Origin of the sequence: Streptomyces niger, assembly GCF_000718305.1 — a bacterium.
In the GTDB taxonomy this organism is placed as follows: Bacteria; Actinomycetota; Actinomycetes; order Streptomycetales; family Streptomycetaceae; genus Streptomyces; species Streptomyces niger.
The window spans coordinates 193,052-216,798 of sequence record NZ_JOFQ01000017.1; the positions used below are offsets into that span (position 1 = coordinate 193,052).

23 protein-coding genes are annotated in these 23,747 nt (G+C 72.7%); 8 read left to right on the forward strand and 15 right to left on the reverse strand.

Features of this window, described 5'->3' with window-relative positions:
* Positions 1 to 132: 132 nt before the first annotated feature.
* Positions 133 to 1,812: an AMP-binding protein gene (locus tag IF20_RS28325; RefSeq protein WP_052868191.1), complete on the reverse strand. Its 1,680-nt coding sequence runs from the start codon at positions 1,810 to 1,812 to the stop codon at positions 133 to 135.
* Between the two features lie 246 nt (positions 1,813 to 2,058).
* Between IF20_RS28325 and IF20_RS28330 the strand changes: the two genes are divergently transcribed.
* From IF20_RS28330 to IF20_RS28350, 5 genes are all read left to right on the forward strand, one after another.
* Positions 2,059 to 2,880, forward strand: a complete 822-nt coding sequence (locus IF20_RS28330) for a helix-turn-helix domain-containing protein (protein WP_052868192.1) — start codon at positions 2,059 to 2,061, stop codon at positions 2,878 to 2,880.
* A complete protein-coding gene (locus IF20_RS28335) occupies positions 2,877 to 3,077 on the forward strand; it encodes a DUF397 domain-containing protein (RefSeq protein WP_052868193.1) in 201 nt (66 codons plus the stop codon). The genes IF20_RS28330 and IF20_RS28335 overlap by 4 nt, the downstream gene beginning before the upstream one ends.
* A complete protein-coding gene (locus IF20_RS28340; RefSeq protein WP_052868194.1) occupies positions 3,074 to 3,271 on the forward strand; it encodes a DUF397 domain-containing protein in 198 nt (65 codons plus the stop codon). The genes IF20_RS28335 and IF20_RS28340 overlap by 4 nt, the downstream gene beginning before the upstream one ends.
* Before the next feature lie 102 nt (positions 3,272 to 3,373).
* On the forward strand, positions 3,374 to 4,489 hold the full coding sequence (gene ald, locus IF20_RS28345; protein WP_052868195.1) for an alanine dehydrogenase: 1,116 nt from the start codon (positions 3,374 to 3,376) through the stop codon (positions 4,487 to 4,489).
* 160 nt (positions 4,490 to 4,649) lie between these two features.
* Positions 4,650 to 6,131, forward strand: coding sequence for an amino acid permease (locus IF20_RS28350; RefSeq protein WP_052868196.1), 1,482 nt, complete (start codon positions 4,650 to 4,652; stop codon positions 6,129 to 6,131).
* 87 nt (positions 6,132 to 6,218) lie between these two features.
* Here the strand turns inward: IF20_RS28350 and secD are convergent, their stop codons facing one another.
* From secD to IF20_RS28365, 3 genes are all read right to left on the reverse strand, one after another.
* Complete coding sequence (gene secD / locus IF20_RS28355; protein WP_052868197.1) at positions 6,219 to 8,582, reverse strand: protein translocase subunit SecD; 2,364 nt, start codon at positions 8,580 to 8,582, stop codon at positions 6,219 to 6,221.
* Positions 8,583 to 8,774: 192 nt separating this feature from the next.
* The gene (locus IF20_RS28360) at positions 8,775 to 9,170 is read right to left on the reverse strand and encodes a hypothetical protein (RefSeq protein WP_052868198.1); all 396 of its coding nucleotides are present in this window, start codon (positions 9,168 to 9,170) and stop codon (positions 8,775 to 8,777) included.
* A 131-nt stretch (positions 9,171 to 9,301) separates the two neighbouring features.
* The gene (locus IF20_RS28365) at positions 9,302 to 9,718 is read right to left on the reverse strand and encodes a globin domain-containing protein (RefSeq protein ID WP_052868199.1); all 417 of its coding nucleotides are present in this window, start codon (positions 9,716 to 9,718) and stop codon (positions 9,302 to 9,304) included.
* A 154-nt stretch (positions 9,719 to 9,872) separates the two neighbouring features.
* On the opposite strand from IF20_RS28365, the gene IF20_RS28370 reads away from it, so the two are divergent.
* Entirely contained in the window at positions 9,873 to 10,463 is a 591-nt protein-coding gene (locus IF20_RS28370; RefSeq protein ID WP_052868200.1) for a pyridoxamine 5'-phosphate oxidase family protein, read from the forward strand.
* A gap of 46 nt (positions 10,464 to 10,509) precedes the next feature.
* On the opposite strand, the gene IF20_RS28375 is transcribed toward IF20_RS28370, so the two are convergent.
* The 5 genes from IF20_RS28375 to argC form a co-directional block, all read right to left on the reverse strand.
* Positions 10,510 to 11,049 (reverse strand): arginine repressor, encoded by a 540-nt coding sequence (locus IF20_RS28375; RefSeq protein ID WP_052868201.1) that lies wholly within the window; start codon positions 11,047 to 11,049, stop codon positions 10,510 to 10,512.
* 8 nt (positions 11,050 to 11,057) lie between these two features.
* Positions 11,058 to 12,278, reverse strand: coding sequence for an acetylornithine transaminase (locus IF20_RS28380; protein WP_052868202.1), 1,221 nt, complete (start codon positions 12,276 to 12,278; stop codon positions 11,058 to 11,060).
* Positions 12,275 to 13,225, reverse strand: a complete 951-nt coding sequence (gene argB / locus IF20_RS28385) for an acetylglutamate kinase (RefSeq protein ID WP_052868203.1) — start codon at positions 13,223 to 13,225, stop codon at positions 12,275 to 12,277. The genes IF20_RS28380 and argB overlap by 4 nt, the downstream gene beginning before the upstream one ends.
* Positions 13,222 to 14,373, reverse strand: a complete 1,152-nt coding sequence (argJ, locus tag IF20_RS28390; RefSeq protein WP_052868204.1) for a bifunctional glutamate N-acetyltransferase/amino-acid acetyltransferase ArgJ — start codon at positions 14,371 to 14,373, stop codon at positions 13,222 to 13,224. Before argJ ends, argB begins: the two co-directional genes overlap by 4 nt.
* Before the next feature lie 88 nt (positions 14,374 to 14,461).
* A complete protein-coding gene (gene argC / locus IF20_RS28395) occupies positions 14,462 to 15,490 on the reverse strand; it encodes an N-acetyl-gamma-glutamyl-phosphate reductase (protein WP_052868205.1) in 1,029 nt (342 codons plus the stop codon).
* Between the two features lie 270 nt (positions 15,491 to 15,760).
* On the opposite strand from argC, the gene IF20_RS28400 reads away from it, so the two are divergent.
* Positions 15,761 to 16,687 carry a TIGR03564 family F420-dependent LLM class oxidoreductase gene (locus tag IF20_RS28400; RefSeq protein ID WP_052868206.1) on the forward strand — a complete coding sequence of 309 codons (927 nt, stop codon included), beginning with the start codon at positions 15,761 to 15,763 and terminating at the stop codon, positions 16,685 to 16,687.
* Positions 16,688 to 16,831: 144 nt separating this feature from the next.
* Here IF20_RS28400 and IF20_RS28405 read toward each other — a convergent pair whose 3' ends face one another.
* Both IF20_RS28405 and IF20_RS28410 read right to left on the reverse strand, forming a co-directional pair.
* On the reverse strand, positions 16,832 to 18,118 hold the full coding sequence (locus tag IF20_RS28405) for a bifunctional class I SAM-dependent methyltransferase/N-acetyltransferase (protein ID WP_052868207.1): 1,287 nt from the start codon (positions 18,116 to 18,118) through the stop codon (positions 16,832 to 16,834).
* Between the two features lie 269 nt (positions 18,119 to 18,387).
* A complete protein-coding gene (locus tag IF20_RS28410; RefSeq protein WP_110944616.1) occupies positions 18,388 to 19,611 on the reverse strand; it encodes a beta-ketoacyl-[acyl-carrier-protein] synthase family protein in 1,224 nt (407 codons plus the stop codon).
* 259 nt (positions 19,612 to 19,870) lie between these two features.
* Here IF20_RS28410 and IF20_RS28415 point away from each other — a divergent pair, with 259 nt between their 5' ends.
* Positions 19,871 to 20,830 (forward strand): D-2-hydroxyacid dehydrogenase family protein, encoded by a 960-nt coding sequence (locus tag IF20_RS28415; RefSeq protein ID WP_052868209.1) that lies wholly within the window; start codon positions 19,871 to 19,873, stop codon positions 20,828 to 20,830.
* Positions 20,831 to 20,860: 30 nt separating this feature from the next.
* Here the strand turns inward: IF20_RS28415 and IF20_RS28420 are convergent, their stop codons facing one another.
* The 4 genes from IF20_RS28420 to IF20_RS28435 form a co-directional block, all read right to left on the reverse strand.
* Positions 20,861 to 21,430 (reverse strand): histidine phosphatase family protein, encoded by a 570-nt coding sequence (locus IF20_RS28420; RefSeq protein WP_052868210.1) that lies wholly within the window; start codon positions 21,428 to 21,430, stop codon positions 20,861 to 20,863.
* A gap of 53 nt (positions 21,431 to 21,483) precedes the next feature.
* The gene (locus tag IF20_RS28425; RefSeq protein ID WP_110944617.1) at positions 21,484 to 21,999 is read right to left on the reverse strand and encodes a GNAT family N-acetyltransferase; all 516 of its coding nucleotides are present in this window, start codon (positions 21,997 to 21,999) and stop codon (positions 21,484 to 21,486) included.
* Positions 22,000 to 22,101: 102 nt separating this feature from the next.
* Positions 22,102 to 22,299: a DUF1918 domain-containing protein gene (locus IF20_RS28430; protein ID WP_052868211.1), complete on the reverse strand. Its 198-nt coding sequence runs from the start codon at positions 22,297 to 22,299 to the stop codon at positions 22,102 to 22,104.
* Between the two features lie 143 nt (positions 22,300 to 22,442).
* Positions 22,443 to 23,738, reverse strand: coding sequence for a glycoside hydrolase family 10 protein (locus tag IF20_RS28435; protein WP_052868212.1), 1,296 nt, complete (start codon positions 23,736 to 23,738; stop codon positions 22,443 to 22,445).
* Positions 23,739 to 23,747: the final 9 nt, after the last annotated feature.

Sequence of the window (23,747 nt, forward strand, 5' to 3'; positions counted from 1 at the left end):
GTGACAGGGGGCGACGCCGGGCCAGGGAAGAGAGTGACCCGCCGCAATTTCCGGTCTCGAACATCGACGTTTCGACGATGTTTCGCGTTACCTCGGCGTTTCCCTGGCCCGGTCCGGTGTGACCGTGCGGTGTCAGGCGCGCACGTCCCGCAGTTCCCGGCGCAGGATCTTGCCCGTGGCCGTTTTCGGCAGATCATCCAGGAAGGATATGGAGCGCGGGTATTTGTAGGCCGCCATCTGCTCCTTGCAGTACCCGATCAGCTCCTCCTCGGTGACGGATTCGCCCCGTTTGACGGACACGAACGCCTTCACCGTCTCGCCCCGGTACGCGTCCGGCACGCCGACCACCGCCGCCTCCCGGACCGCCGGATGCCCGTACAGCACGTCCTCCACCTCGCGCGGCCACACCTTGTACCCGGCCGCGTTGATCATGTCCTTCTTGCGGTCCACGAGGTAGAACCAGCCCTCGGCGTCCATGAAGCCGACGTCCCCGGTACGCAGCTCACCGCCCGGCAGCGCCGCGGCCGTGGCCTCGGGCTTGTTCCAGTACCCCGGCACCACCTGCGGCCCCGACGTGGCGATCTCACCGATCTCCCCGACCGGCACCTCCGCCCCCTCCTCGTCGAGAATCCGCACGACCGTGTTGAAGACCGGCACACCCACCGACAGGGCACCCGACTCCGGGTCGACGGGCGCCTGCGCGCCGAGCGGGACGGCGTGCGTGGGCGAGTTGGTCTCCGTCAGCCCGTAGATGTTGTGGATGTACCGCCCCGTCGCCTTCTCGAACTGCTCGGTGACGGCCGGGGCGATGGGCGCGCCACCGGAGTAGACGACGCGGAGTGAGGCGAAGTCCTCCCGGGTGGCGTCCGGGGCGCCGGCCAGGCTGATGAAGACGGTGATGGCGCCGACCGTGAACGTCGGCCGGTGCTCGCGCAGCGCGTCCAGCACGACGCCGGGGTGGAAGCGGTGGGCGAGGACCAGCGGGCAGGGCAGCAGCAGGGCGAGCGCGAGATGCCCGATCAGCCCGGTGATATGGAACAGCGGCGCCACACCCAGGATGCTGTCCTCGCTGGTCAGCCGCATCCACTCCCGGTACGTACAGGCGTTGAAGAGCATCGTGCCGTGCGTGTTCAGTGCGCCCTTGGGCTCGCCGGTCGTACCGGAGGTGTAGGTGAGGACGGCGACGTCACCGGGGGCGGGGGCCGCGGGCTCGGGGGCCCGGCCCGCGTACTGCCCGACGAGGGTGCGGAGGTCGAGCGTGCCCCGCGGACGGGTCCGCCGCACGCCGTCGAAGAGCCGCGGGTCATCGCGCGTCTGCCAGTCCAGCGGCGAGCAGGTGACGACGGTGGCGACCTGCGTGGCGCCGCCGCCGATGACGCCCCTGGCCACGCTCTCGTACAGCTCGTCCAGGCACAGCAGCGCACTCGCGCCGGAGTCGGTGAGCAGGTACGTCAGCTCGCGGGCCTTGTTCATCGGATTGACGGCGACCGCGGCGCCGCCGGCCTTCCAGGCGGCGAGCAGGCCGATGACGAACGCGGGGTCGTTCTGCACGTACAGCGCGAGCCGGTCGCCCGGCGCGAAGCCGCGCTCGGCCAGCGCGACCGCGAGCGCGTCGGACGCGGCGTCCAGCTCGGCGAGGGTGAGGACGCCGTCGAAGTAGCGGATCGCCTCGGTGCCGGGACTGCGCGCGACGGACGCCCGGAAGGCGTGCAGCAGGGTGGGGTGCTCGGGGGTGATGTCGGCCGGCGCCCCCTCGGCATACCGCGCCAGCCAGGGACGCTCCCGGTACGCGCTGGTCGTGACGTCGGTCATAGCATCGCGCCTTCCTCACTCACGGAGCACGCCAAGGGGCACCCGCCAGGCACCGGCCAACCGCTCGGGCCGACGTCGCGCTGGCCACTGTGAATCAGCTTTCAACCAACCGTCAACAGGTCGGTGTCGGTTGCCGCCGCGGAGACCCGATCAAGCTGAGCCGCAACCCGCTCGACTTCGAACGTGCCAGTGACAATTGACAACTTCGGAGAGTGACGGAATGCGTGCTGCGCATAACCTCGCCGAATGGCGAACGAGAACGGCGAACGACCGGCCATCTGGGTCGGCTACGGCAAGCTGCTGAAGCTCTTCCGCGAGCGGGCCGGCCTGACGCAACAGCAACTCGCGGAGTCGGTGGACTATTCGTACGAACTCGTGGCATCGGTCGAGCAGGGCCGCCGTCCCGCGAAGGCCGCATTCACCGAGGCGGTGGAGAGCGTGCTGGACGCGGACGGCACGCTCCGCACGCTGCAACCGCAGGTCGAACTGGCCAAGTTCCCCGCGTTCTTCCAGAACTTCGCGCTGCTGGAGACGGAGGCGGTGAGCCGGTTCTCCTACGACCCGTTGCTGATCCCCGGGTTGCTCCAGACCGAGGAGTACGCGCGTGGACTGCTGGAGGCGCACTACCCGCCACTGGACGACGAGGCTGTCGAACAGCACGTCTCCGCCCGCATGGCTCGACAAGCCCTGCTCACGCGCAAGAAACCGCCGCTCGCGCTGGCATTCGTGATTGAGGAGGCGGCGCTGCGCCGGGCTGCCGGTGTCGCGTCGGTCATGAAGGGCCAGCTCGAAGGGCTGCGGGACTGCGGGCAGCTGCGCAACGTTGACGTCCAGATCATGCCGACCACTCGGCCCACGCACAGCGGACTCAACGGGGGGCCGATGGTGTTCCTGGAGACCTCGGACCACCGACAGGCTGTCTACCTCGAATCCCACGGCATCAGCACGTTGGTGTTCGACCGCGCACGAGTCAGTGAACTGTCGCTCTGCTATGGCATGCTGCGGGCGCGGGCCCTCAGTACGGAGGATTCCGCGGCCCTCATCGATCGCCTGGCAGGGGAGCTATGAGCACCGAACTGGTCTGGGTCAAGAGCAGCTACAGCGGCACCAACGGCGGCGACTGCATCGAAATAGCCGCGGCCTCCCACACAGAGACCGTCCACGTGCGCGACTCAAAGGACATACGCGGGCCCCGGCTGAGCGTTTCGCACGCCTCGTGGGCCGACTTCCTCGTATACGTGAGGGCCGGGGCCGGACAGCGATGACCAGCCGAATCGTCTGGTTCAAAAGCAGTCACAGCGGCACGAGCGGCGGCGACTGCGTCGAGGTCGCGGTGGTGCCCGGCACGGATACCGTCCATATACGCGACTCCAAGCGGATACGCGGGGCCGAGCTGCGCGTCTCGTACGCATCGTGGGCCGACTTTCTCGCTCACGCGGTGACGGCACGGTCCGACTGAGAGGCGGCCGCGCCCCCTCCATCGAATTGACCGGATTCGCCTTGGCGTGAGTGGTCGGCCGGCGGGATCGTGACCGGGTCCCGGCTACCGACAGGAGGCTCCGTGAAGGTCGGAATCCCGCGCGAGATCAAGAACCACGAGTACCGGGTGGCCATCACGCCCTCGGGCGTGCACGAGCTGGTCCGGCACGGTCATTCCGTGTACGTCGAGCGGGACGCCGGTGCCGGGTCCTCGATCCCGGACGGGGAGTACGCCGCGGCCGGGGCCACCGTTCTGCGCGACGCCGATCAGGTGTGGGACACCGCCGACCTGGTGCTGAAGGTCAAGGAGCCGGTTGCCGAGGAGTATCACCGGATGCGCGAGGGGCAGTTGCTCTTCACGTATCTGCACCTGGCGGCCTCCAAGGAGTGCACGCAGGCGATGCTGGAGTCCGGGATCACCGGCGTCGCGTACGAGACGGTGCAGCCCGCGGACGGCTCGCTGCCGCTGCTGTTCCCGATGTCGGAGGTCGCGGGCCGGCTGGCCCCGCAGGTCGGCGCGTACCACCTGATGCGCGCCGCCGGCGGCCGGGGCGTGCTGATGGGCGGGGTGTCCGGCACCCTGCCCGCCAAGGTCGTGGTCGTCGGCGCCGGCGTCTCCGGCATGAACGCGGTGGCCGTGGCCACCGGCATGTGGGCCGACGTCACGCTGCTGGACCTGAACATCGAGAAGCTGCGCGCCGCCGACCGGATGTACCAGGGCCGTATCCGGACCGTCGCCTCCAACGCGTTCGCGCTGGAGCGGGCGGTGCTGGAGGCGGATCTGGTCATCGGTGCGGTGCTGGTGCCCGGCGCCCGCGCGCCCAAGCTGATCAGCAACGAGCTGGTTGCCCGGATGAAGGAGGGTTCGGTTCTGGTCGACATCGCCATCGACCAGGGCGGCTGCTTCGCGGACTCCCGGCCGACCACGCACGCCGACCCCACGTACCGGGTGCACGACTCGGTCTTCTACTGCGTCGCGAACATGCCGGGCGCGGTTCCGAACACCTCCACGTACGCGCTGACCAACGTGACCCTGCCCTACGTCCTGGCCATCGCCGACCACGGCCTCGCGGCCGCGGCGGCCGCCGATCCGGCCGTCAAGCGGGGCATCAACGTGGTGGGCGGCCAGGTCACCTACGAGCCGGTGGCCGAGGCGCACGACCTGAAGTACGTGGACGTGGACGAGGTTCTCGTCTGAGACACGGCCGGCCCGCGCCCCTTTTGGCGTACGGCCGGCCGATTTGGCGTACGGCCGGCCGATCGCCACGCAACCCGCCTGCAACACCGACGCCACGTCCGCGTTCTAGGCTCCCCTGGTACCGCGATATCGCCGCTCCATTCGACGAAATTGGGAACCCGTGGGAGAGAAGAACACCGGAGCCACCGAAACCCCCGAGAGATCGGGGCTGCGGGGCGAACTCAAACAGCGTCATATGCGGCTGATCGCCCTCGGCGGTGTCATCGGCGCGGGGCTCTTCGTCGGCAGCGGCGTGGTCATCGAGGACGCCGGGCCGGCCGCCGTCATCTCGTTCATACTGGCCGGCGGGCTGGTCATCCTGGTCATGCGGATGCTCGGCGAAATGGCGGTGGCCCGGCCCTCGGTCGGTTCCTTCTACGCCTATGCGCGTCTCGCCCTGGGCGATTGGGGCGGATTCACCATCGGCTGGCTCTACTGGTATTTCTGGGTGAATGTGGTGGCCCTGGAGGCGGTGGCCGGCGCCGGTCAGCTGCACGTCTGGCTGCCGGGTGTGCCACTGTGGGTCATCAGTCTCTGCCTGATGGTCGTCCTCACCGCGGTCAACATGTTCTCGGTGAAATCCTTCGGAGAATTCGAGTACTGGTTCTCCTCCATCAAGGTCGCCGCCATCACCGTATTCCTCGTCGTCGGTCTCGTCTTCGTCCTGGGGCTGTGGCCGGGCGCGCACGCCGACGCGTCGAACCTGACCGCGCACCACGGATTCGCGCCGCAGGGCATCGGCCCGGTGCTCGCCGCCGTCATTCCCGCGGTCGGCTTCTTCACCGGTGCCGAGATCGCCGCGCTGGCCGCCGCCGAGTCCAGCGAGCCGCGCAAGAACGTCGCCAAGGCCACCCAGTCCGTCGTCGTGCGCGTCCTGCTCTTCTACGTCGGCTCGATCTTTCTGGTCATCGCGATCGTGCCGTGGAACGACCCGGACGTGGCCGACGGTCCGTACGTCGCGGCCCTCCAGGCGATCGGCATCCCCGCCGCCGGCACCCTGATGCGGGTCCTGATCCTGGTCGCCGTGCTCTCCTCGCTCAACGCCGGGCTCTACAGCGCCTCCCGCATCGTCTTCGCGCTCACCGGGAACGGCGACGCGCCGCACGGCCTGACCAAGCTGAGCAGGCGGGGTGTGCCGCGCCGCGCGATCCTCCTCGCGACGACGCTCGGCTACGTCTCGGTGATCATCGCGTACGTCTCGCCGGATGCGGTCTTCTCCTTCATCGTGCACTCCTACGGCGCGGTCGCCCTCTTCGTGTACCTGCTCGTCGCCCTTTCCCAACTGCGGCTGCGCCGCCGCCTGGAGCGCGAGGACCCGGCGTCGCTCCAGCTGAAGATGTGGTGGTACCCGTACCTGAGCTGGTTCACGGTGGCCGCGATGGCGGTGGTGATCGTCACGATGGCCGTACTGCCCTCGACGCGGATGGACTTCGCGGCCAGCGCCGTCACGCTCGTGGTCGTGCTCGCGGCGTACGGCGTGCGCGCGTACCGGCGGCGCGGCCGGGGCGGGCCCGCAGACGAAGCGGCCGGCGCCGCGCCCGCGGGGGTGCCGGGGTCGGGTGCCACGGCGCTGTCGGCCTCGGAGGCGGAGCGTCGGTCCTGAGGGCGCCGGTCCTGAGGGCATCGGTGCTGAGGCGGAACGGGCGCGGGCCGTGCGGGTGACGGCCCGCGCCCTCGGTGGCGCAGCGGGTCAGACCACGGCGCCGGTGTCGTCCGCGCGGCTCGCGCCCGCCCGGCGGCGCTGCCCCGACCGGGTCGGGGCGGGCCTACGGCGCGTGACCGGCCGAGGCGGCGGCGCCGCGCTGCGGGCCTCCAGCGAGATCGCCAGCGGCATGGCCGTGAACAGCGACGAGTACGTGCCGACGCCGATGCCGATGAGCAGCGCCACCGCGAAGTCGGTGAGCGTGTCACCGCCCAGGAACGCGAGCGCCGCCAGGATGAGGACGGCGCCGATGCCGGTGTTCACCGTGCGCGGCAGGGTCTGCAGGATCGCGGAGTTGGCGATCCGGTCGAACCGTGCGCGGCGGTCGGCGCCCCAGAGCTCGCGTACCCGGTCGAAGACCACGACGGAGTCGTTGACGGAGTACCCGATGACGGTGAGCAGGGCCGCCAGGAACACCCCGTCCACGGGCTTGCCGAGCCAGGCGAAGATGCCGACCAGGATCAGCACGTCGTGTGCCATGGCGGCCACCGCCGAGGTGCCGAAGGTCCAGCGGAAGCGGACCGCGAGGTAGCCGAGCTGGGCGAGCAGCGCCACGCCGAGGGCGATCAGCGCGTTGCGCCGCAGCTCGTCCCCCAGGCTCGGGCCGACCAGTTCGTCCCGCACCTTCTCGGTCTTCCCGCCCAGCCCGGCGACGGCCGCCCGAATCTCGCCTTCCTGGGCGGCGGTCAGCTTCTCGGTGCGTACGGTGAGGTCGCCGTCGCCCGAGGAGTTCACCACCGCGCGCGGGAAGCCGGCGTCGGCGAGCGCCGTACGCGCCGCGCCGGGCTCCACCCGGGTGGCGGTGGCGTACTCGACCATCCGCCCGCCGGTGAACTCCACGCCGAAGTTCAGGCCGCGCAGCCCGATGCCGGCGGCGGCGAGGACGAGGACGAGTGCGGAGCCGGCGAGCCAGCGGCGCCGGTGGCGCATCAGGTCGGGCGAGCGGCGGGTGAGCCAGGTGCGGACCAGGCCCTCGTTCGCCAGCCCGGTGATCCGCGGCGCGGCCCGTACGAGGTCCCGGCCGACGGCGAATTCGGCGAGGACGCGGGTGACGACCAGGGCGCTGATCATCGAGGCGAGGACGCCGAGGGAGAGGGTGACGCCGAAGCCGCGTACCGGGCCCGAGGCGAAGAAGAACAGCAGGCCGGCGGCGAGCAGGGTGGTGATGTTGGAGTCGGCGACGGCGCTGAAGGCATTGCGGAAGCCGGCGGTGAGGGCGGTACGAATGCCGGGCCGTGCGGCGTCGGCCGGGCCGCCGCCCCGCTTCCGCTTGCGGCCGGTCATCGCGTACTCCTCCCTGGCCCGCTCGAAGACGAGGACGTTGGCGTCCACCGCCATGCCGATGGCCAGCACGAAACCGGCGAGGCCGGGGAGGGTGAGGGTCGCGCCGAGGGCCAGCAGCGCGGCGTAGGAGATGAGCGCGTAGCAGGCCAGGGCGAGCGCGGCGAGGGCGCCGAGCAGCCGGTAGACGACGATGATGAAGAGTGCGGTCAGGGTGATGCCGATGACGGCGGCCCGGGCGCTGGCCTCGATGGCGTCGGCGCCAAGCGTCGGCCCGACGGTGCGCTGTTCGACCAGCTCGACGGGTACGGGCAGGGCGCCGCCCTTGATGAGCAGCGCGAGGTCCTGGGCCTCCTGCTGGGTGAAGCTGCCGGTGATCTGGGTGGCGCCGCCGGTGATGCCGGTGCCGCAGGCCACCGACTCGTTGACCTGCGGGGAGGAGATGACCTTGTCGTCCAGGACGATGGCGGCGCGGCGGGCCGGGTCGCCGGCCGGCTTGCAGGCGGCCTCGCCGGTGAGCTGCGCCCACTTGCGTTCGCCGGTGCCGCGCAGGTCGACGGAGACGTACCAGCCGCTGCCGCGCTCGGCGTCGAAGCCGGCCTCGGCGCCGTCGACCTGTTCGCCGGTCAGCGCGGCCGGGCCGATCCGCAGCGGCTGCCCGGATTCGTCGCGCAGGGTGCGCTCGTCCTTGGGTCCCTGCTGCCGGGAGTCGGCGGGATCGGTGGAGCGTACGGGGTGGAAGGTGAGTTGGGCGGTGCGGCCGAGGACCTGCGCGGCCTCGCGCGGGTCCTGGAGGCCGGGGAGTTCGACGACGATGCGGTTCTCGCCGGAGCGGGCGAGGTTCGGTTCGGAGACGCCGAGGCCGTCGACGCGGCGGCGCAGGACTTCCAGCGTGCGGTCGGTGGCCTCCCGGCCGGCCTTGGTGGTGGGGGTGTCGCGGGTCTCCAGGACGAGCTGCGTGCCGCCGCGGAGGTCGAGTCCGAGGCGTGGCGACTGGGTGAGGGTGAGGTAGAGCGACAGGGCGAGGACGGCGAGCGCGAGCAGCGCGCGCAGCCTCGAAGCGCGGTTCATGGGCGTGGGCCTCCAGCAGGCGGTGCCGCGTGCTCGGTTGCGTACCGGCGCGGCGGGGATCCGTGCCGGTACGCGAGGGCGTGCGGGCACGGTGGGGAACGCCGCGGCCGGTGCGTACGGGCGCGGCGGGACGCACGGCGGACGCCCGCGCGGCCGGTGGCCGGGTCAGGGGCGTGCCGTGGTGGGAGGTGGTCACCTGCTGGAGAGGGGCGGGGCGCGGGCCGGCCGCAGGCCCACGCAGCACTGCTGCCGGTCGGCGGGGCCCCCGCGCGCCGGCGGCCGGGCGAGGGCCGGCAGTCGGGGTGCGAAGCGGCCGACCGGGCCGAGCCCGGGCACCGGGTGGGCCACGTGCTGCTCGGCCGGTGCGGAGCGGCCGGCGGTACGCAGGACGGCATGCAGCTGCGCGGAGTGCGCGGAGCCGTCGTGCGCGTGCGGGGGCCCGGCCGGGTACGTGGTGGCGTACGGGGCGCCGTCGGCGTGCGGGGGCGGGGTGGCCGCCGCGGCGGTGGGGCTCAGTCCGCCGAGGACGAGCGCGAGGGTCGCGAGCAGTGCCCGCAGGGCGGTCGCCGGCCGCATCCGCCGGTCCATGCTGCTCCCTCCCGTCCGACCCGCCGCCCGGGGTGTGCCGGCTGCTCGCCGTACCCGGGCGGGTGTCCGGCACACTCTGCCACGGCCGGGCGGTTTTGGGAGCCCGCCGGGCCGGGGCCCGGCTCTGCTCGTCAGGCGGCCCCGGCCGTGGCCATGGCGTCGGTCATCACGGCGGTGACGGTGTCGTACAGCGCCGCCCAGGACGCCTCGATGTCGGGGGTCCAGGCGTCCCCCGCGAAGTGGGCCAGGGCGGCGAGGAGGCTGGCGCCGACGGCGGGGAAGTGCTCGGGGCGTGCGCCGTACCCGGCGTGCCGGGCGCCGAGCCCCTGAAGGATGCGGACCACGGTGTCGGTGTCCTCCAGGTTGGCCACCAGCCCGCCGATCGCGTTCCAGAGCCGGTCCTCCTGCTCCTCCAGGTGCCGGGCGAAGAGCGGCCGCACCTCCGGGTGGTGCGTGAAGAGGTGCTCGTAGAAGTACTTCGTCACGGCGGTTCCGTGCGGCTCGACGGCGGCGTAACTGCTTTTGATGAGCGTGAGGTCGAAGGTCATGCACGGGACGGTAGGAACGCCGCGTTTCGACGGTTCCGCGTCTTCGGTGACGCCGAGGAAAGCGCTCCCTCACCTCCGTGCCGCCGCCGCTGTGAGGGCCGGGCGAATTCGGCATGGCCCCCAACTGCCGCGTGGTGAGCGGGTACTGAGCCGTATGGGAAAGGTCTACGAACGCATCGACGGCAGGCTGCGCGCGTTCATCGAGGCGCAGAAGATCTTCTTCGTCGCGACCGCGCCGCTGTCCGGGGACGGCACGGTCAACCTCTCGCCCAAGGGCCTGTCCGGGCCCTTCGCGGTGCTGGACGACCGCACCGTCGCGTACCTGGACTTCGCGGGCAGCAACGCGGAGACCATCGCGCACCTGCGCGAGAACGGCCGCATCACGCTGATGTGGTGCGCCTTCGAGGGCCCGCCGACCATAGTCCGCGTGCACGGCCGCGGCGAACCGGTCTTCCGCGACGACCCGCGGTGGGCGGAGCTGCTCGCCCGCTTCCCCGGCGTCGACGGCGCCGCGCACGGGCTGCGCGCGGTCATCGTCGTCTCCGCCGAGCCGGTCCGCGACACCTGCGGCTACGCCGTGCCGTTCATGACGTACGAGGAGGACCGGCCGCTGCACCGCTCGCGGTTCGCGCGCGAGACCGACGACAGCCTGGACGCGTACTTCCGCAAGAAGGAGCACGTCGCGCAGAGCATCGACGGGCTGCCGGGCCTGCCCCTGCCGCTGCCGCCGCTGTCGGCCCCCTGACCCGCACGGCCCGCCCCGGGAGGGAGCGGGCCGTGCGGGTGCCGGCTCAGCCGGTCTTCTGGGCCAGTCGGAGCAGGTGGTCGGCGAGCGCCTGGCCGCCGTCCGGGTCGCGGCTGATGAGCAGCAGGGTGTCGTCGCCGGCGATGGTGCCGAGGATGACGTGCAGTTCGGCCTGGTCGATGGCCGAGGCGAGGAACTGGGCCGCGCCGGGCGGGGTGCGCAGCACCACCAGGTTCGCCGACGCCTCCGCGGAGATCAGCAGCTCGCCGGAGAGGCGGCGCATCCGCTCCTCCTTGGCCGACTCGCCCAGCGGCGCCTTGGGCGTGCGGAAGCCGCCCTCGCTGGGCACCGCGTAGATCAGCTCACCGTTGGTGTTGCGGATCTTCACCGCGCCCAGCTCGTCCAGGTCGCGGGAGAGCGTCGCCTGGGTGACGCTCAGCCCGTCGTCGGCCAGCAGCTTGGCCAGCTGGCTCTGCGACCTGACCGGATCGCGGTTGAGGATGTCCACGATCCGGCGGTGCCGGGCGGTCCGGGTCTGCGGTACGGCAGGGCCGTGCAGCGAATCGTTGTCCTGCGCCTCGGTCATGGTCTTCGTCAGTCTCCGGCTCGTCGTTCCCCGTCGGCCGCCTCGCCGGCCGCGTCGAGGACGCCGGGGAGCTTCCGGAGGAACGTATCCACTTCAGCGTCGGAGACGATCAGCGGCGGCGCGAGCCGGACCACGTCCGGCGCGACGGCGTTCACCAGGAGGCCTGCGTCCTGTGCGGCCTGCTGCGCTTCCTGCGCGTGCGGCCCGCTCAAGACGATACCCAGCAGCAGGCCCGCGCCGCGGACCGAGCCGACCAGCGGGTGTCCCAGGGCCTCGATCCCGGCCCGCAGCCGCTCCCCGGTCTGCTTCACGCGCTCCAGCAGCCCGTCCGCCTCGATGGTGTCCAGGACGGCCAGTGCGGCGGCGCAGACGACCGGGTTGCCGCTGAAGGTGGAGCCGTGCGCGCCGGGCGTGAGCAGCTCGGCGGCCTTCCCGTACGCGAGGGTGGCGCCGATCGGCAGGCCGCCGCCCAGGCCCTTGGCGAGGGTGACGATGTCGGCCTCGACGCCATGGGCCTGCGACTCCAGCCAGTGCCCGGTCCGGCCGATGCCGGTCTGGATCTCGTCCAGGACGAGCAGGGTGCCGGTGGCACTGGTGATCTCGCGGGCGGCCTGCAGGTATCCGGCCGGGGGCACGACGACGCCGTTCTCACCCTGGAGGGGCTCCAGGATCACGAAGGCCGTCTCGTTGGTGACGGCGGCTCGCAGCGCCTCTGTGTCGCCGTACGGGACGTATGTGACGTCGCCGGGCAGCGGTCGGAAGGGGTCCTGCTTGGTGGGCTGGCCCGTCAGCGCGAGGGAGCCCATGGTGCGGCCGTGGAAGCCGCCCACGGTGGAGACGATGTGGGTCCGGCCGGTCAGCCGGCCGATCTTGAAGGCGGCCTCGTTGGCCTCGGCGCCGGAATTGGAGAAGTACACCCGCCCCGGCCGGCCGCCGGCGATCCGCAGCAGCCGCTCGGCGAGCGCCACGGTGGGCTCGGCGACGAAGAAGTTCGAGACGTGGCCGAGGGTGGCGACCTGGTCGGAGACGGCGCGGACGACGGCCGGGTGGGCGTGGCCGAGGGCGTTGACCGCGATGCCGCCGAGGAAGTCCAGGTACTCGGCGCCGTCGGCGTCCCAGACCTTGGTGCCCTCGCCGCGCACCAGCGGGATGCGGGGCGTGCCGAAGTTGTCCATCATGGCGCCCTGCCAGCGCCGGGTGAGGTCCGTGTTGGTCGCGCCGTCCGTCATGCCGCTGCCCCCTCGTCGGTGGTTACGTCCTTGGCGTCCGGGAGGACCATCGTGCCGATGCCCTCGTCGGTGAAGATCTCCAGCAGGATGGAGTGCTGGACGCGCCCGTCGATCACCCGGGCGGTGTGCACGCCGTTGCGTACCGCGTGCAGGCAGCCGCGCATCTTGGGCACCATGCCGCTGGCCAGGTCCGGCAGCAGCTTCTCCAGCTCGGTGGCGGTGAGCCGGGAGATGACCTCGTCGCTGTGCGGCCAGTCCTCGTACAGGCCCTCGACGTCGGTGAGGACCATCAGCGTCTCGGCGTTCAGCGCGGCGGCCAGCGCCGCGGCGGCGGTGTCGGCGTTCACGTTGTAGACGTGGCCGTCGTCGGCGCTCCGGGCGACCGAGGAGATCACCGGGATGCGGCCGTCGTCGAGCAGGGCCTGGACGGCGCCGGGGTCGATGGCGGTGATCTCGCCGACCCGGCCGATGTCGACCAGCTCGCCGTCGATGTCGGCGTAGTGCTTGGTGGCGGTCATCAGGTGGGCGTCCTCGCCGGTCATGCCGACGGCGAGCGGCCCGTGCTGGTTGAGCAGCCCGACCAGCTCCCGCTGGACCTGTCCGGCCAGCACCATCCGGACGACGTCCATGGCCTCGGGCGTGGTGACCCGCAGCCCGCCCTTGAACTCCGACGCGATGCCGAGCGCGTCGAGCTGCTTGCTGATCTGCGGGCCGCCGCCGTGCACGACGACCGGGCGCAGTCCCGCGTGGCGCAGGAAGACGACGTCCTGCGCGAAGGCGGCCTTCAGTTCCTCGTCGATCATGGCGTTGCCGCCGAACTTGATGACGACGGTCTTGCCGTGGTGCCGGGTCAGCCAGGGCAGCGCCTCGATGAGGATGCGGGCCTTGGGCAGCGCGGTGTGCTTGCGGGTGGCCCCCGAGCCTGCGGGGGTGGACTGCTCGCTCATGACGAGTACGCGCTGTTCTCGTGGACGTAGTCGGCGGTGAGGTCGTTGGCCCAGATGACCGCGGACTCGGACCCGGCGGCGAGGTCGGCGGTGATCCTGACCTCGCGGTAGCGCATGTCGACCAGGTCGCGGTCCTCCCCCACCGAGCCGTTCTTGCAGACCCAGACGTCGTTGATCGCGACGTTCAGCCGGTCCGGCTCGAAGGCGGCGGAGGTGGTGCCGATGGCGGACAGCACCCGGCCCCAGTTCGGGTCCTCGCCGTGGATGGCGCACTTCAGGAGGTTGTTCCGCGCGATGGACCGGCCGACCTCGACGGCGTCGTCCTCGCTCGCCGCGTTGATCACCTCGATGCGGATGTCCTTGCTGGCGCCCTCGGCGTCGCCGATGAGCTGCCGCGCGAGGTCGTCGCAGACCTCCCGCACGGCCTCGGCGAACTCCTCGTACGCCGGGGTGGTGCCGGACGCGCCCGAGGCGAGCAGCAGCACGGTGTCGTTGGTGGACATGCAGCCGTCGGAGTCCACCCGGTCGAAGGTCGTACGGGTCGCCCCGCGCAGCGCCTTGTCCAGGTCCTCGGCCGGCACGTCGGCGTCGGTGGTGAGCACGACGAGCATCGTGGCCAGCCCCGGCGCGAGCATGCCCGCACCCTTGGCCATGCCGCCGACGGTCCAGCCTCCGCGCTCGGCGACCGCGGTCTTGTGCACGCTGTCGGTGGTCTTGATCGCGATGGCGGCCTTCTCGCCGCCGTGCGAGCTGAGCTCGGTGGCGGCCTTCTCCACGCCCGACAGCACCTTGTCCATCGGCAGCAGCTCGCCGATCAGCCCGGTCGAGCAGACCGCGACCTCGCCGGCGTTCTGACCGAGCACCTCGGCGACCTTCTCCGCGGTGGCGTGGGTGTCCTGGAAGCCCTTCGGCCCGGTGCACGCGTTGGCGCCGCCGGAGTTCAGCACCACGGCACCGACCTGTCCGGCCTTGAGCACCTGCTGGGACCAGAGGACCGGCGCCGCCTTGACGCGGTTGGCGGTGAAGACGCCGGCGGCGGCCAGTCGCGGACCGGTGTTCACCACGAGGGCGAGGTCCGCGTTCCCGTTCTCCTTGATCCCGGCGGCGATGCCCGCCGCCGTGAATCCCTTGGCTGCCGTAACGCTCACTGCATCTCCTTGTTCGCTTCTCCGCCCGCGCAGCGCAGCGGTGCGGGCCTCGTCGCCGTCTGCCGTCCGGCGGCTGCGCGTGCGTCGCTCACGGCGCGACTCCGATCGTGGAAAGTCCCGTGTCCTCGGGGAGCCCGAGGGCGATGTTCATGCTCTGTACGGCGCCACCGGCCGTACCCTTCGCGAGGTTGTCGATCGCGGCGATCACGATGATCCGCCCCGCCGCCTCGTCGTACGCCACCTGCAACTGCGCCGCGTTCGAGCCGTACACGGCGGCGGTCGCCGGCCAGCGGCCCTCGGGCAGCAGCTGCACGAAGGGCTCGTCGGCGAAGGCCTTCTCGTACGCGGCCCGCAGGTCCTCGGCCGTCAGGCCCGGCTTCGCCTTGGCCGTGCAGGTCGCGAGGATGCCGCGGGGCATGGGCGCGAGGGTCGGCGTGAAGGAGACGCTGACCGGCTCGCCGGCCGCGGCGCTGAGGTTCTGGATCATCTCGGGGGTGTGCCGGTGCACGCCGCCCACGCCGTACGGGCTCATCGAGCCCATGACCTCGGAGCCGAGCAGGTGCGGCTTCGCGGCCTTGCCCGCGCCCGAGGTGCCGGACGCCGCGACGATCACGGCCTCCGGCTCGGCCAGCCCGGCGGCGTACGCCGGGAACAGCGCGAGCGAGACGGCGGTGGGGTAACAGCCCGGGACGGCGATGCGCTTGGACCCCTCCAGCGCGGCGCGCGCCCCGGGAAGCTCGGGGAGGCCGTACGGCCAGGTGCCGGCGTGCGGCGAGCCGTAGAACTTCTCCCAGTCGGCCGCGTCGGTCAGCCGGAAGTCGGCGCCGCAGTCCACGACCAGCACGTCCGGGCCCAGCTCCTCGGCCACGGCCGCCGACTGCCCGTGCGGCAGCGCGAGAAAGACGACGTCGTGCCCGGCCAGCGCCTCGGTGGTGGTCTGCTCCAGCACCCGGTCCGCCAGTGGCAGCAGGTGCGGCTGGAGCGCGCCGAGTCGCTGTCCGGCGTTGGAGTTCCCGGTCAGCGCCCCGATCTCGACCTCGGGGTGCGCCAGCAGCAGACGCAGGACTTCCCCGCCCGCATACCCGCTGGCCCCGGCCACCGCCGCTCGTACAGTCATCGAATCCTCCTCATCGATGGCATGACTATACGGACCAGTGAAGTTTTATGCAACGTCATGCAGGAGGATGCGGGGAAGGGGGCGACGGTGCCGGTGCGGCTCCGGTACGCCGCGCGGTTCCGGGACCGGGCCCCGGCCCACTGCCACGACCGACAACCGGACTGCTTCCCACGACTTCCCACGACCGACAACCGGACTGCTTCACGCGACTGACAAGAAGCCGTCACATGCGGACGGAATGGGGCCGGGGCGGGGGCGGTTCTCGGGAGCATGACTGTGGGAGCAGCAATCGACGCGACCGGTTACGACAACCAGATCGACGCCAGTGTGCGGCTGGCCGAGGAGGCCGCGGCCGCCGGACTGCGGTCCGTGTGGTTCGGGCAGACCCTCGGCGCCGACTCGCCGCAGCTCGCGGCGATCGCCGGGCGCGCGGCCCCCGGCCTCCAGGTGGGCACGTCCGCGATCCCCGTCTTCGGACGCCACCCGCTGACCGTCGCGAGCCAGGCCCTGACGGCGCAGGCGGCCACCCACGGCCGCTACCACCTCGGGCTCGCCCTCGGCACGAAGCTGCTGACGGAGGGCGGCTTCGGCATCCCGTTCGAACGGCCCGTCGCCCGCCTGCGGGAGTTCCTCACCGCGCTGCGGCAGCTCACCGAGACCGGCAGCGCCGACTTCCGCGGCGAGTTGCTCACCGCTGCCACCCCGATCCCCGCACGGGTACCGGGCGCGGACACCGGCGTGCCGCTGCTCGTCGCCGCGATGGGTCCGCAGGCGCTGCGGGCGAGCGGGGAGCTGGCGGACGGCATCCTGCCGTACCTCGCCGGGCCGCGCGCCCTGGCCGAGCACATCGTCCCGGCCGTCACCGCGGCGGCGGAGGCCGCCGGACGGCCCGCGCCCCGCATCGTGGCGCTCGTGCACGGGGTGGTCACCGACGACGCCGACGCGGTGCGCGAGACGGCCGCCGAGCGGCTCGCCTTCTACGAGCAGATCCCCTCCTACGCCCGGGTCATCGAACTCTCCGGCGCCGAGCGGGCGGCCGACGTGGCCGTGATCGGCGACGAGCGCACGGTCGCCGCGGAGGTACGGCGCTACCGCGACGCCGGCGCCACGGAGGTGATCTTCGCGGGCACGGAGCTCACCGGAGACGCCGGCCGGCGCCGCACCTGGCAGCTCCTGGGGGAGCTGGCGACGGGCTGAGGGGCCGCGGCCGGTGGCAGGGGGCTGATCCGGCGGGGCCGGTGGCAGGTGGGCCGAGGGTGCCGCCGCGCCCGGTGACCGGCGGGGCCCGCCGGTCACCGGGCGCGTTCACCGCGTCAGCCCCGGCACGGCACCGTCACCGCGTCAGACCCCGAAGGCCGCCGGGTACTGGATCACTCCGCCCGGTACCGGCCGGGCCGCGTCCAGCGGGAGGGCCATCATCGCCTCGTCCGGCACCTCGAACGGCGCCCCGATGCCCCAGCGAGAGGCCGGCGCGAAGCCGAACCTGGGGTAGTAGCCGGGGTGGCCCAGGACCACCGCCAGGTGCTCCCCCGCCGCCCGGGCGGCATCGAGCGCGGCCCGGACCACCGCCGAACCGGCGCCCTTGCCCTGGTGGGCGGGGTCCACCGCGACGGGTGCGAGCGCGAGCGCGGGGTGTCCGCCGACGTGGCAGCGGGTGAGCAGCGCGTGCCCGGCGAGCGTGCCGTCGGCAGCCTCGGCCACCCACGACAGCCCGTCGAGCCACGCGCCGGGATCGGCACGCAGCGCGTCGACGACGTCCGCCTCCTCCGCGGTGGGAAAGGCGGCCAGGTCGATCGCGCGGACGGCCGCGGCGTCCCGAGGCGTCTCGGGACGGGTGCGCCATCCGGAGGCGGCCCCGGGGCTCGGGTGAGGCCGCAGGACGTAGCCCGCGTAGCCGTACTCGCCGCCGTGCTCCCGGCGGAGGGCGATCTCCTCCCGCGCTGCGGCGACGGCCTGCGTCATGCCGGGCCGTGCGAGGTCGGCGGCGGCGATCCGCTCGGCGAGCGGGTCGTAGTACTCCGCCCACCAGTCGCCGTCCGGCTGCGGCAGCCGGGCGACGACCCGGTGGCCGGCGGCCTCGGCGAGCGCGGTGTTCCCCGCGGCCGTACGCAGCGGGTACGTGGCGTCCCAGAAGGCCCGCGCCCGCGGGGACGGGTCGGGGACGGACCACTCGGGCTCGGTGACGACCAGGGCGCCGCCCGGCGCGACGAGCCGGCGCCAGCTCCGCAGCGCCGCCTCGAAGCCCATGAGGTACGCCGAACCCTCGGCCCAGACCAGGTCGAAGGCATGGTCGGGGAAGGGCAGGCGGTCCATCGAGCAGTGGACCGCGGTGATCCGCGCCGCCAGGCCGCGGCGCGAGGCGGCGGCGGTCAGCTCGTCCAGGAACGGCTGGTGCAGGTCGACGCAGGTGACGTGCGCGCCGACCTCGGCGGCCAGCAACAGCGCGGAGCGGCCGGGGCCGCAGCCCACGTCCAGTACGCGCGGGCGCGCCGGCAGCGGTCCGGCCAGCCGGAGCAGCCGCCGGGTGGTGTCGTCCGACCCGGGGCCCTGCCGGGGCAGCCCGCGGTGCAGGGCGAAGAACGCCTCGGTGACGGCGTCGGGGGAGGGATCAGCAGAAGAACGAGACAACGTGGAAACCCTTGTGATCAGGGTCCCGGTACGCACGGGGGCGTGCCCGACGGCACCGGACGGGTGACGCGGGTCAGGCCGGGACCCGGGAGGTGAGGATGGCCCGGGCGCCGCGCACAGCGGCGGTCTCCACGACAGTCATCGACCCACCTCCTCCCCACTCGCTCAAGACTCGCTCAAGCGCTCGGTCTACGAGCCGACGCTAGCACGCGCCCCGGTCGCCCCGCCGGGATACGGCGGGACGGGCGACCGGGGCGCGCGGGCCGCCGTCAGGGGGCCGGGGTGAAGACCAGCGACGCGTTGTGGCCGCCGAAGCCGAAGGAGTTGGTCAGGGCCGCGCCTACGGCGGTGCGGCGCGCGGCGCCGGTCACGACGTCGAGCTTGACCTCCGGGTCGAGGGTGTCGACGTTGAGGGTCGCGGGGACGACGCCGTCCCGTACCGCGAGGATCGTCGCCAGCGCGCCGAGGGAGCCGGCGGCGCCGAAGAGGTGACCGGTCATCGACTTGGTCGCGGTGACGGCCGGGTGGGTGCCCACCGCCTCCGTCACCGACTGCGCCTCGGCCAGGTCCCCCTTGGGCGTGGACGTCGCGTGGGTGTGCACGAGCCCGATGTCCTGCGGCGCGAGACCGGCGTCGGAGAGCGCCCGGCGCATGGCGCGGACCTGGCCTTCGGGGTGGGCCGCCGTGATGTGGAAGGCGTCCGAGGTGATGCCGGCCCCCGCGAGCGTGGCGTGCGCGCGGGCGGTGCGCGCGGCGGCGAACTCCGCCCGTTCCAGGACGACCACCGCGGCCCCCTCGCCGATGACGAACCCGTCCCGGTCCACATCGAACGGGCGGGAGGCCCGCTGCGGCGCGTCGTTACGCGTCGAGTGCGCCTTGGCCTGCGCGAATCCCGCCATCGTCAGCGCGCAGACGCACGCCTCGGCGCCGCCCGCCACGACCACGTCGGCGCGGCCGAGCCGGATCAGGTCCGCGCCCATGGCGATCGCCTCGGCACCGGACGCGCAGGCACTGACCGGGGTGTGGGCGCCGCCGCGGGCGCCGAGTTCGATGCTGACCCAGGCGGCGGGGCCGTTGGCCATCAGCATCGGCACGGTGTGCGGCGACACCCGCCGTACGCCGGAGGCCTCCAGGACGTCGTCCTGGCCCAGCATGGTCAGCGCGCCGCCGGTGCCCGTGCCGATCACCACGGCCAGCCGCTCGGGGTCCACGTCGGGCGCGCCCGCGTCGGCCCACGCCTCGCGCGCCGCGACCAGCGCGACCTGCTCGCAGCGGTCCATCCGGCGGGCCTGCACCCGGTCCAGCACCTCGGTGGGTTCGGTCGCGAGCCGGCCCGCGATCCGCCCGGGCAGCTGCGCCGCCCACTCCTCCTGGAGGGGGCCGATGCCGGAGCGGCCGGCGAGCATCGCGGCCCAGGTCGACACGGCGTCCCCGCCGAGCGGGGTGGTGGCGCCCAGGCCGGTGATCAGAACGTTGTCGGTGTCCATACGCATGGACGAGCCCCCTTTGTAGTGGAGAGACAACACACCACGCGGACGATCGTCTCGACTGCGGGATGGGCCGTCGGGTCATCTGCCACCTTCCCAAGCGATTTGCCGCACGACAGGTACCGCAATCAACCGAGTCGAGCGGGTGGGGATTGTAAGGTTCCGCCATATCGAAGGACAAGATCGACAGGTGCCGCGCGGGGCCGCCGGGCGGCGGTGGGAGAGACTGGCCGGCACGGAGCGTCGGCGGCAGGAGGGGCGGAAGATGAAGCTGCGGTGTGCGGTGCTCGACGACTACCAGGGAGTCGCGCTGTCCATGGCGGACTGGGGCGCGGTGGCGGACGAGGTCGACGTGCGGGTGGTACGCGAGTACATCGGCGACCGGGACCGGCTCGTCGAGACGATCGAGGACTGCGAGATCCTCGTCGTGATGCGCGAACGGACGCCGTTCCCCGCCGAGTTGTTCGCGCGCCTGCCCCGCCTGCGGCTGCTGATCACCTCCGGTATGCGCAACGCCTCGATCGACCTGGCGGCGGCGGCCCGGCACGGCGTGACCGTGTGCGGGACGGCCAGCAACTCCGAGCCGCCGGTGGAGCTGACCTGGGCACTGCTGCTGGGCCTCGCGCGCGGCGTGGTCCGGGAGAACACCGCCCTGCGGACGGGCGGGCCGTGGCAGAGCACGGTGGGGGCCGACCTGTACGGGCGGCGCCTCGGCCTGCTGGGCCTCGGGAAGATCGGTGCGCGGGTTGCGGCGGTCGGGCAGGCCTTCGGGATGGACGTGGTGGCCTGGAGCCGGAACCTGACGGACGAGCGGGCGGAAGAGGCGAGGGCACGGCGGGCCGCCTCCCTCGAAGATCTACTGGAGAGCAGCGACTTCGTCTCCGTGCACCTGGTGCTCGGCGAGCGTACGCGGGGGCTGATCGGCGAGGCCGAGCTGAAGCGGATGCGGCCGACGGCGTACCTCGTCAACACCTCACGGGCCGCGATCGTCGACCAGGACGCGCTCGCGACGGCGTTGCGCGAGGGCTGGATCGCGGGCGCCGGGACCGACGTGTTCGACCAGGAGCCGCTGCCGGCCGACCACCCGTACCGGTCGCTGCCGAACCTGCTGACCACCCCGCACCTGGGCTATGTGACGCGGCGGAACTACGAGGGGTACTTCCGGCAGGCGGTGGCGGACATCGCGGCGTTCCTCGCGGGGGAGCCGGTGCGGCGGCTGGGCTGAGGGCCGGCGGACGGCCGGTCCGGCGGGCGCTCAGGACGACAGGACCAGCGTCCAGGAGTGCGGGTGGCCGTGCAGGGTGGTGACCGAGAGGGGGAGCACGTCCAGGCGCCAGTAGGCGTGCGGCGGGACGCGGAGGGCGTAGATGACGGCGGCGCGGATGACGCCCGGCTCGGCGACGGCGAGGACGCTGCCGCCGTCGCCCACCGGGCGGGTGTCCAGCCAGCCGCCGATGCGCGTGATGAATGCCAGCAGGGACTCGCCGCCGTGCGGCGCTGCGCGCGGGTCGGCCAGCCAGGCGTCGACGGCCTGGGGTTCGGCGGCCGCCACGTCGCGCAGCGTGCGCCCGCGCCACCGGCCCATGTCGCAATCGCGTAGCGCGGGTTGGACCAGCGGGGTGAAGCCGAGCAGCTCGCCGGTCTCGCGGCTGCGGGCAGCCGGCGAGCAGTAGCGCAGCTCGGCGGCGGCCAGCGGGCTGAGCGCGGGGGCCGCCCGCTCGACCTCGTGCCACCCCATCGTGTCCAGCGGCCGGTCGTCGTCGAAGCGGGCTTCGAGCAACGAGGAGCTGCGCCCGGCAGCGACCAGCGTGAGGCGAACAGTCATTCGGTGATGGTAAGAGCGCCGATGCCGCTGTGAACCCCCCTCAACTCACATATTTACTGGGCAAGTTCGCTATCGACCGCCGGAGTGTGATGTTCCGCCCCGGGACCGGCCGCGGCAGCCTCCGTGACGGCGAGCGCCATCCACTTCTCCGGGTCCGTGATCCGCCGGAAGCCGACGCGTTCGTACACGCCGTGCGCGTCCTCCGTGGCGAGCATGATCCGGCGCAGGCCGCTGGGCGCCAGGTGGTCGCGGACGGCGGTGGCCAGTGCCGCGCCCAGCCCCCTGCCGCGCGCGGCGCGGTCGATGTAGACGTCGCAGAGCCAGCCGAAGGTGGCGTGGTCGGTGACCACCCGGGCGTACCCGACCTGGCGGCCCGACGCCGTCTCGTACACCCCGAAGTTGAGCGACCCGTCGATCGCCCGCTCCTGGCGTTCACGGTCCCTACCGAGCGCCCAGTACGCGTCCGTCGACAGCCAGTGGTGGACCAAGGGGCGGTCCAGGCGGGCGGGGTCGGTGGAGATCTCGTGGCCGTCGGGGGCCGGGTACGTCCGGTCAGCGGTTTCGATCATGGCGGGAGCCTGGCAGACGGGCCCGGGAGCGTCGACGGATTTTCGGCGGCGCGGGAACGGGGCCCGGCAAAGGTCGTCGGGCCCCGTTGCGCTCGGTCGCCGTCAGTCGGCCGCCAGGTCCTGGTGGCGTACGACGGTGTCGGGACCGGGCGACATGATCGATTCGTGGCCGTCCTCGAAGCGGACACGGTACGGCGGGGTCCCGCCCTCGCCGAGCACTTCGACCACCTCGGCAACCCTGTCGTGCTGCCCGACGATCCTGCCGTGCATCAGCAATCGGTCGCCTTCCTTGGCCTGCATGGGGGTGACCTCCATCCGGATGGTCGGGGTGCGCCCGGTCGCACCGGTCGCAGTCGTCGGGGACGCGAGCCCGTACTGCCGGGGCCGCGCCCTTGTGGTCAGTCTAGGGCCGGCGGCCGTTCCTGGCGCCGGTCGCGGCCGGCTCAGCGCGGTGGCCGCACCCGGGAGGGGTAGTGGTCGGCCACCACGCGGGCCATCGCCCCGGTGGGGTCCGTGGCCACTTCTTTGGCGGAGAAGTAGACGTTGCCGCGCACCTGCTTGTAGCGGTCGTCGAAGGTGAGGTGGCGGGAGAGTTCGGCCGGATCCTGCCAGGGGGCGGGCTGGGCCGGGTCGCCCGCCTTGTAGAGCGCCTCGCCGATGTAGAGGTGCACCCGGGTGCCGTCCACGGTCCGCGCCCACCACGGCACGAGCTCGGCGTAGTCGGCGGCGGCGAAGCCGATGTTCCAGTAGACCTGCGGAACGATGTAGTCGATCCACCCCTGGCGGACCCACTTACGGGTGTCGGCGTAGAGATCGTCGTACGTCTGTACGCCCGCTCGGGTGTCGGAGCCGGTCGGGTCGGTGGCCTTGTTGCGCCAGACGGCGAACGGGCTGACCCCGAAGCGGGCGGTGCGCCGGGTCGCGCGTACCCGTTCCCCCAGCTCCCGCACCAGCCGGTCGATGTTGTCCCGGCGCCAGCTCGCCCGGTCCGGGAAGGCGCCGCCGTGCGCCTCGTAGGCCGCGTCGTCGTTCAGCGTCCGGCCCGCCACCGGATAGGGGTAGAAGTAGTCGTCGAAGTGCACGCCGTCCACGGGGTAGCGGCGTACCGCGTCCATGATCGCGTCGAGGACGAAGGCGCGGACCTCGGGCAGGCCGGGGTTGTAGTAGAGCTTGCCGCCGTAGGAGAGCACCCAGTCGGGGTGCAGCCGGGCGGGGTGGGTGGCGATCAGCTTCGACGGGTCGGCGTGGTTGGCGATCCGGTACGGGTTGAACCAGGCGTGCAGTTCCAGGCCGCGCTCGTGCGCCTCCCGGAGGGCGCAGCCCAGCGGGTCCCAGCCGGGGTCGCGGCCCTGGACGCCGGTGAGGTACTGCGCCCACGGCTCGTAGGGCGAGGGCCAGAGCGCGTCGGCCGTGGGACGGACCTGGAAGAGCACCGCGTTCAGGCGGGCGGCCGCCGCCTTGTCGAGGTAGGCCACCAGCTCGGCCTGCTGTTGCGCGGCGGTCAGGCCCGGTTTCGAGGGCCAGTCGCGGTTGGCGACGGTGGCCAGCCACATCCCCCGGAACTCCGGGCGGTGGCTGTTCCCGCCCCCCGGCTCCCGGCGGCGGTCCGCGGTGTCGGCGGCTCCGCCGTGCCGGCGCGGCGTGCTCGCCGCGGCCTCCGGTGTCCACAGCGCCGAGGACGCCACCCCCAGCGCGGCCACGGCAAACCCTCTTCGGGTGAAATTTCCTATTCGTCGCATGCCACCACC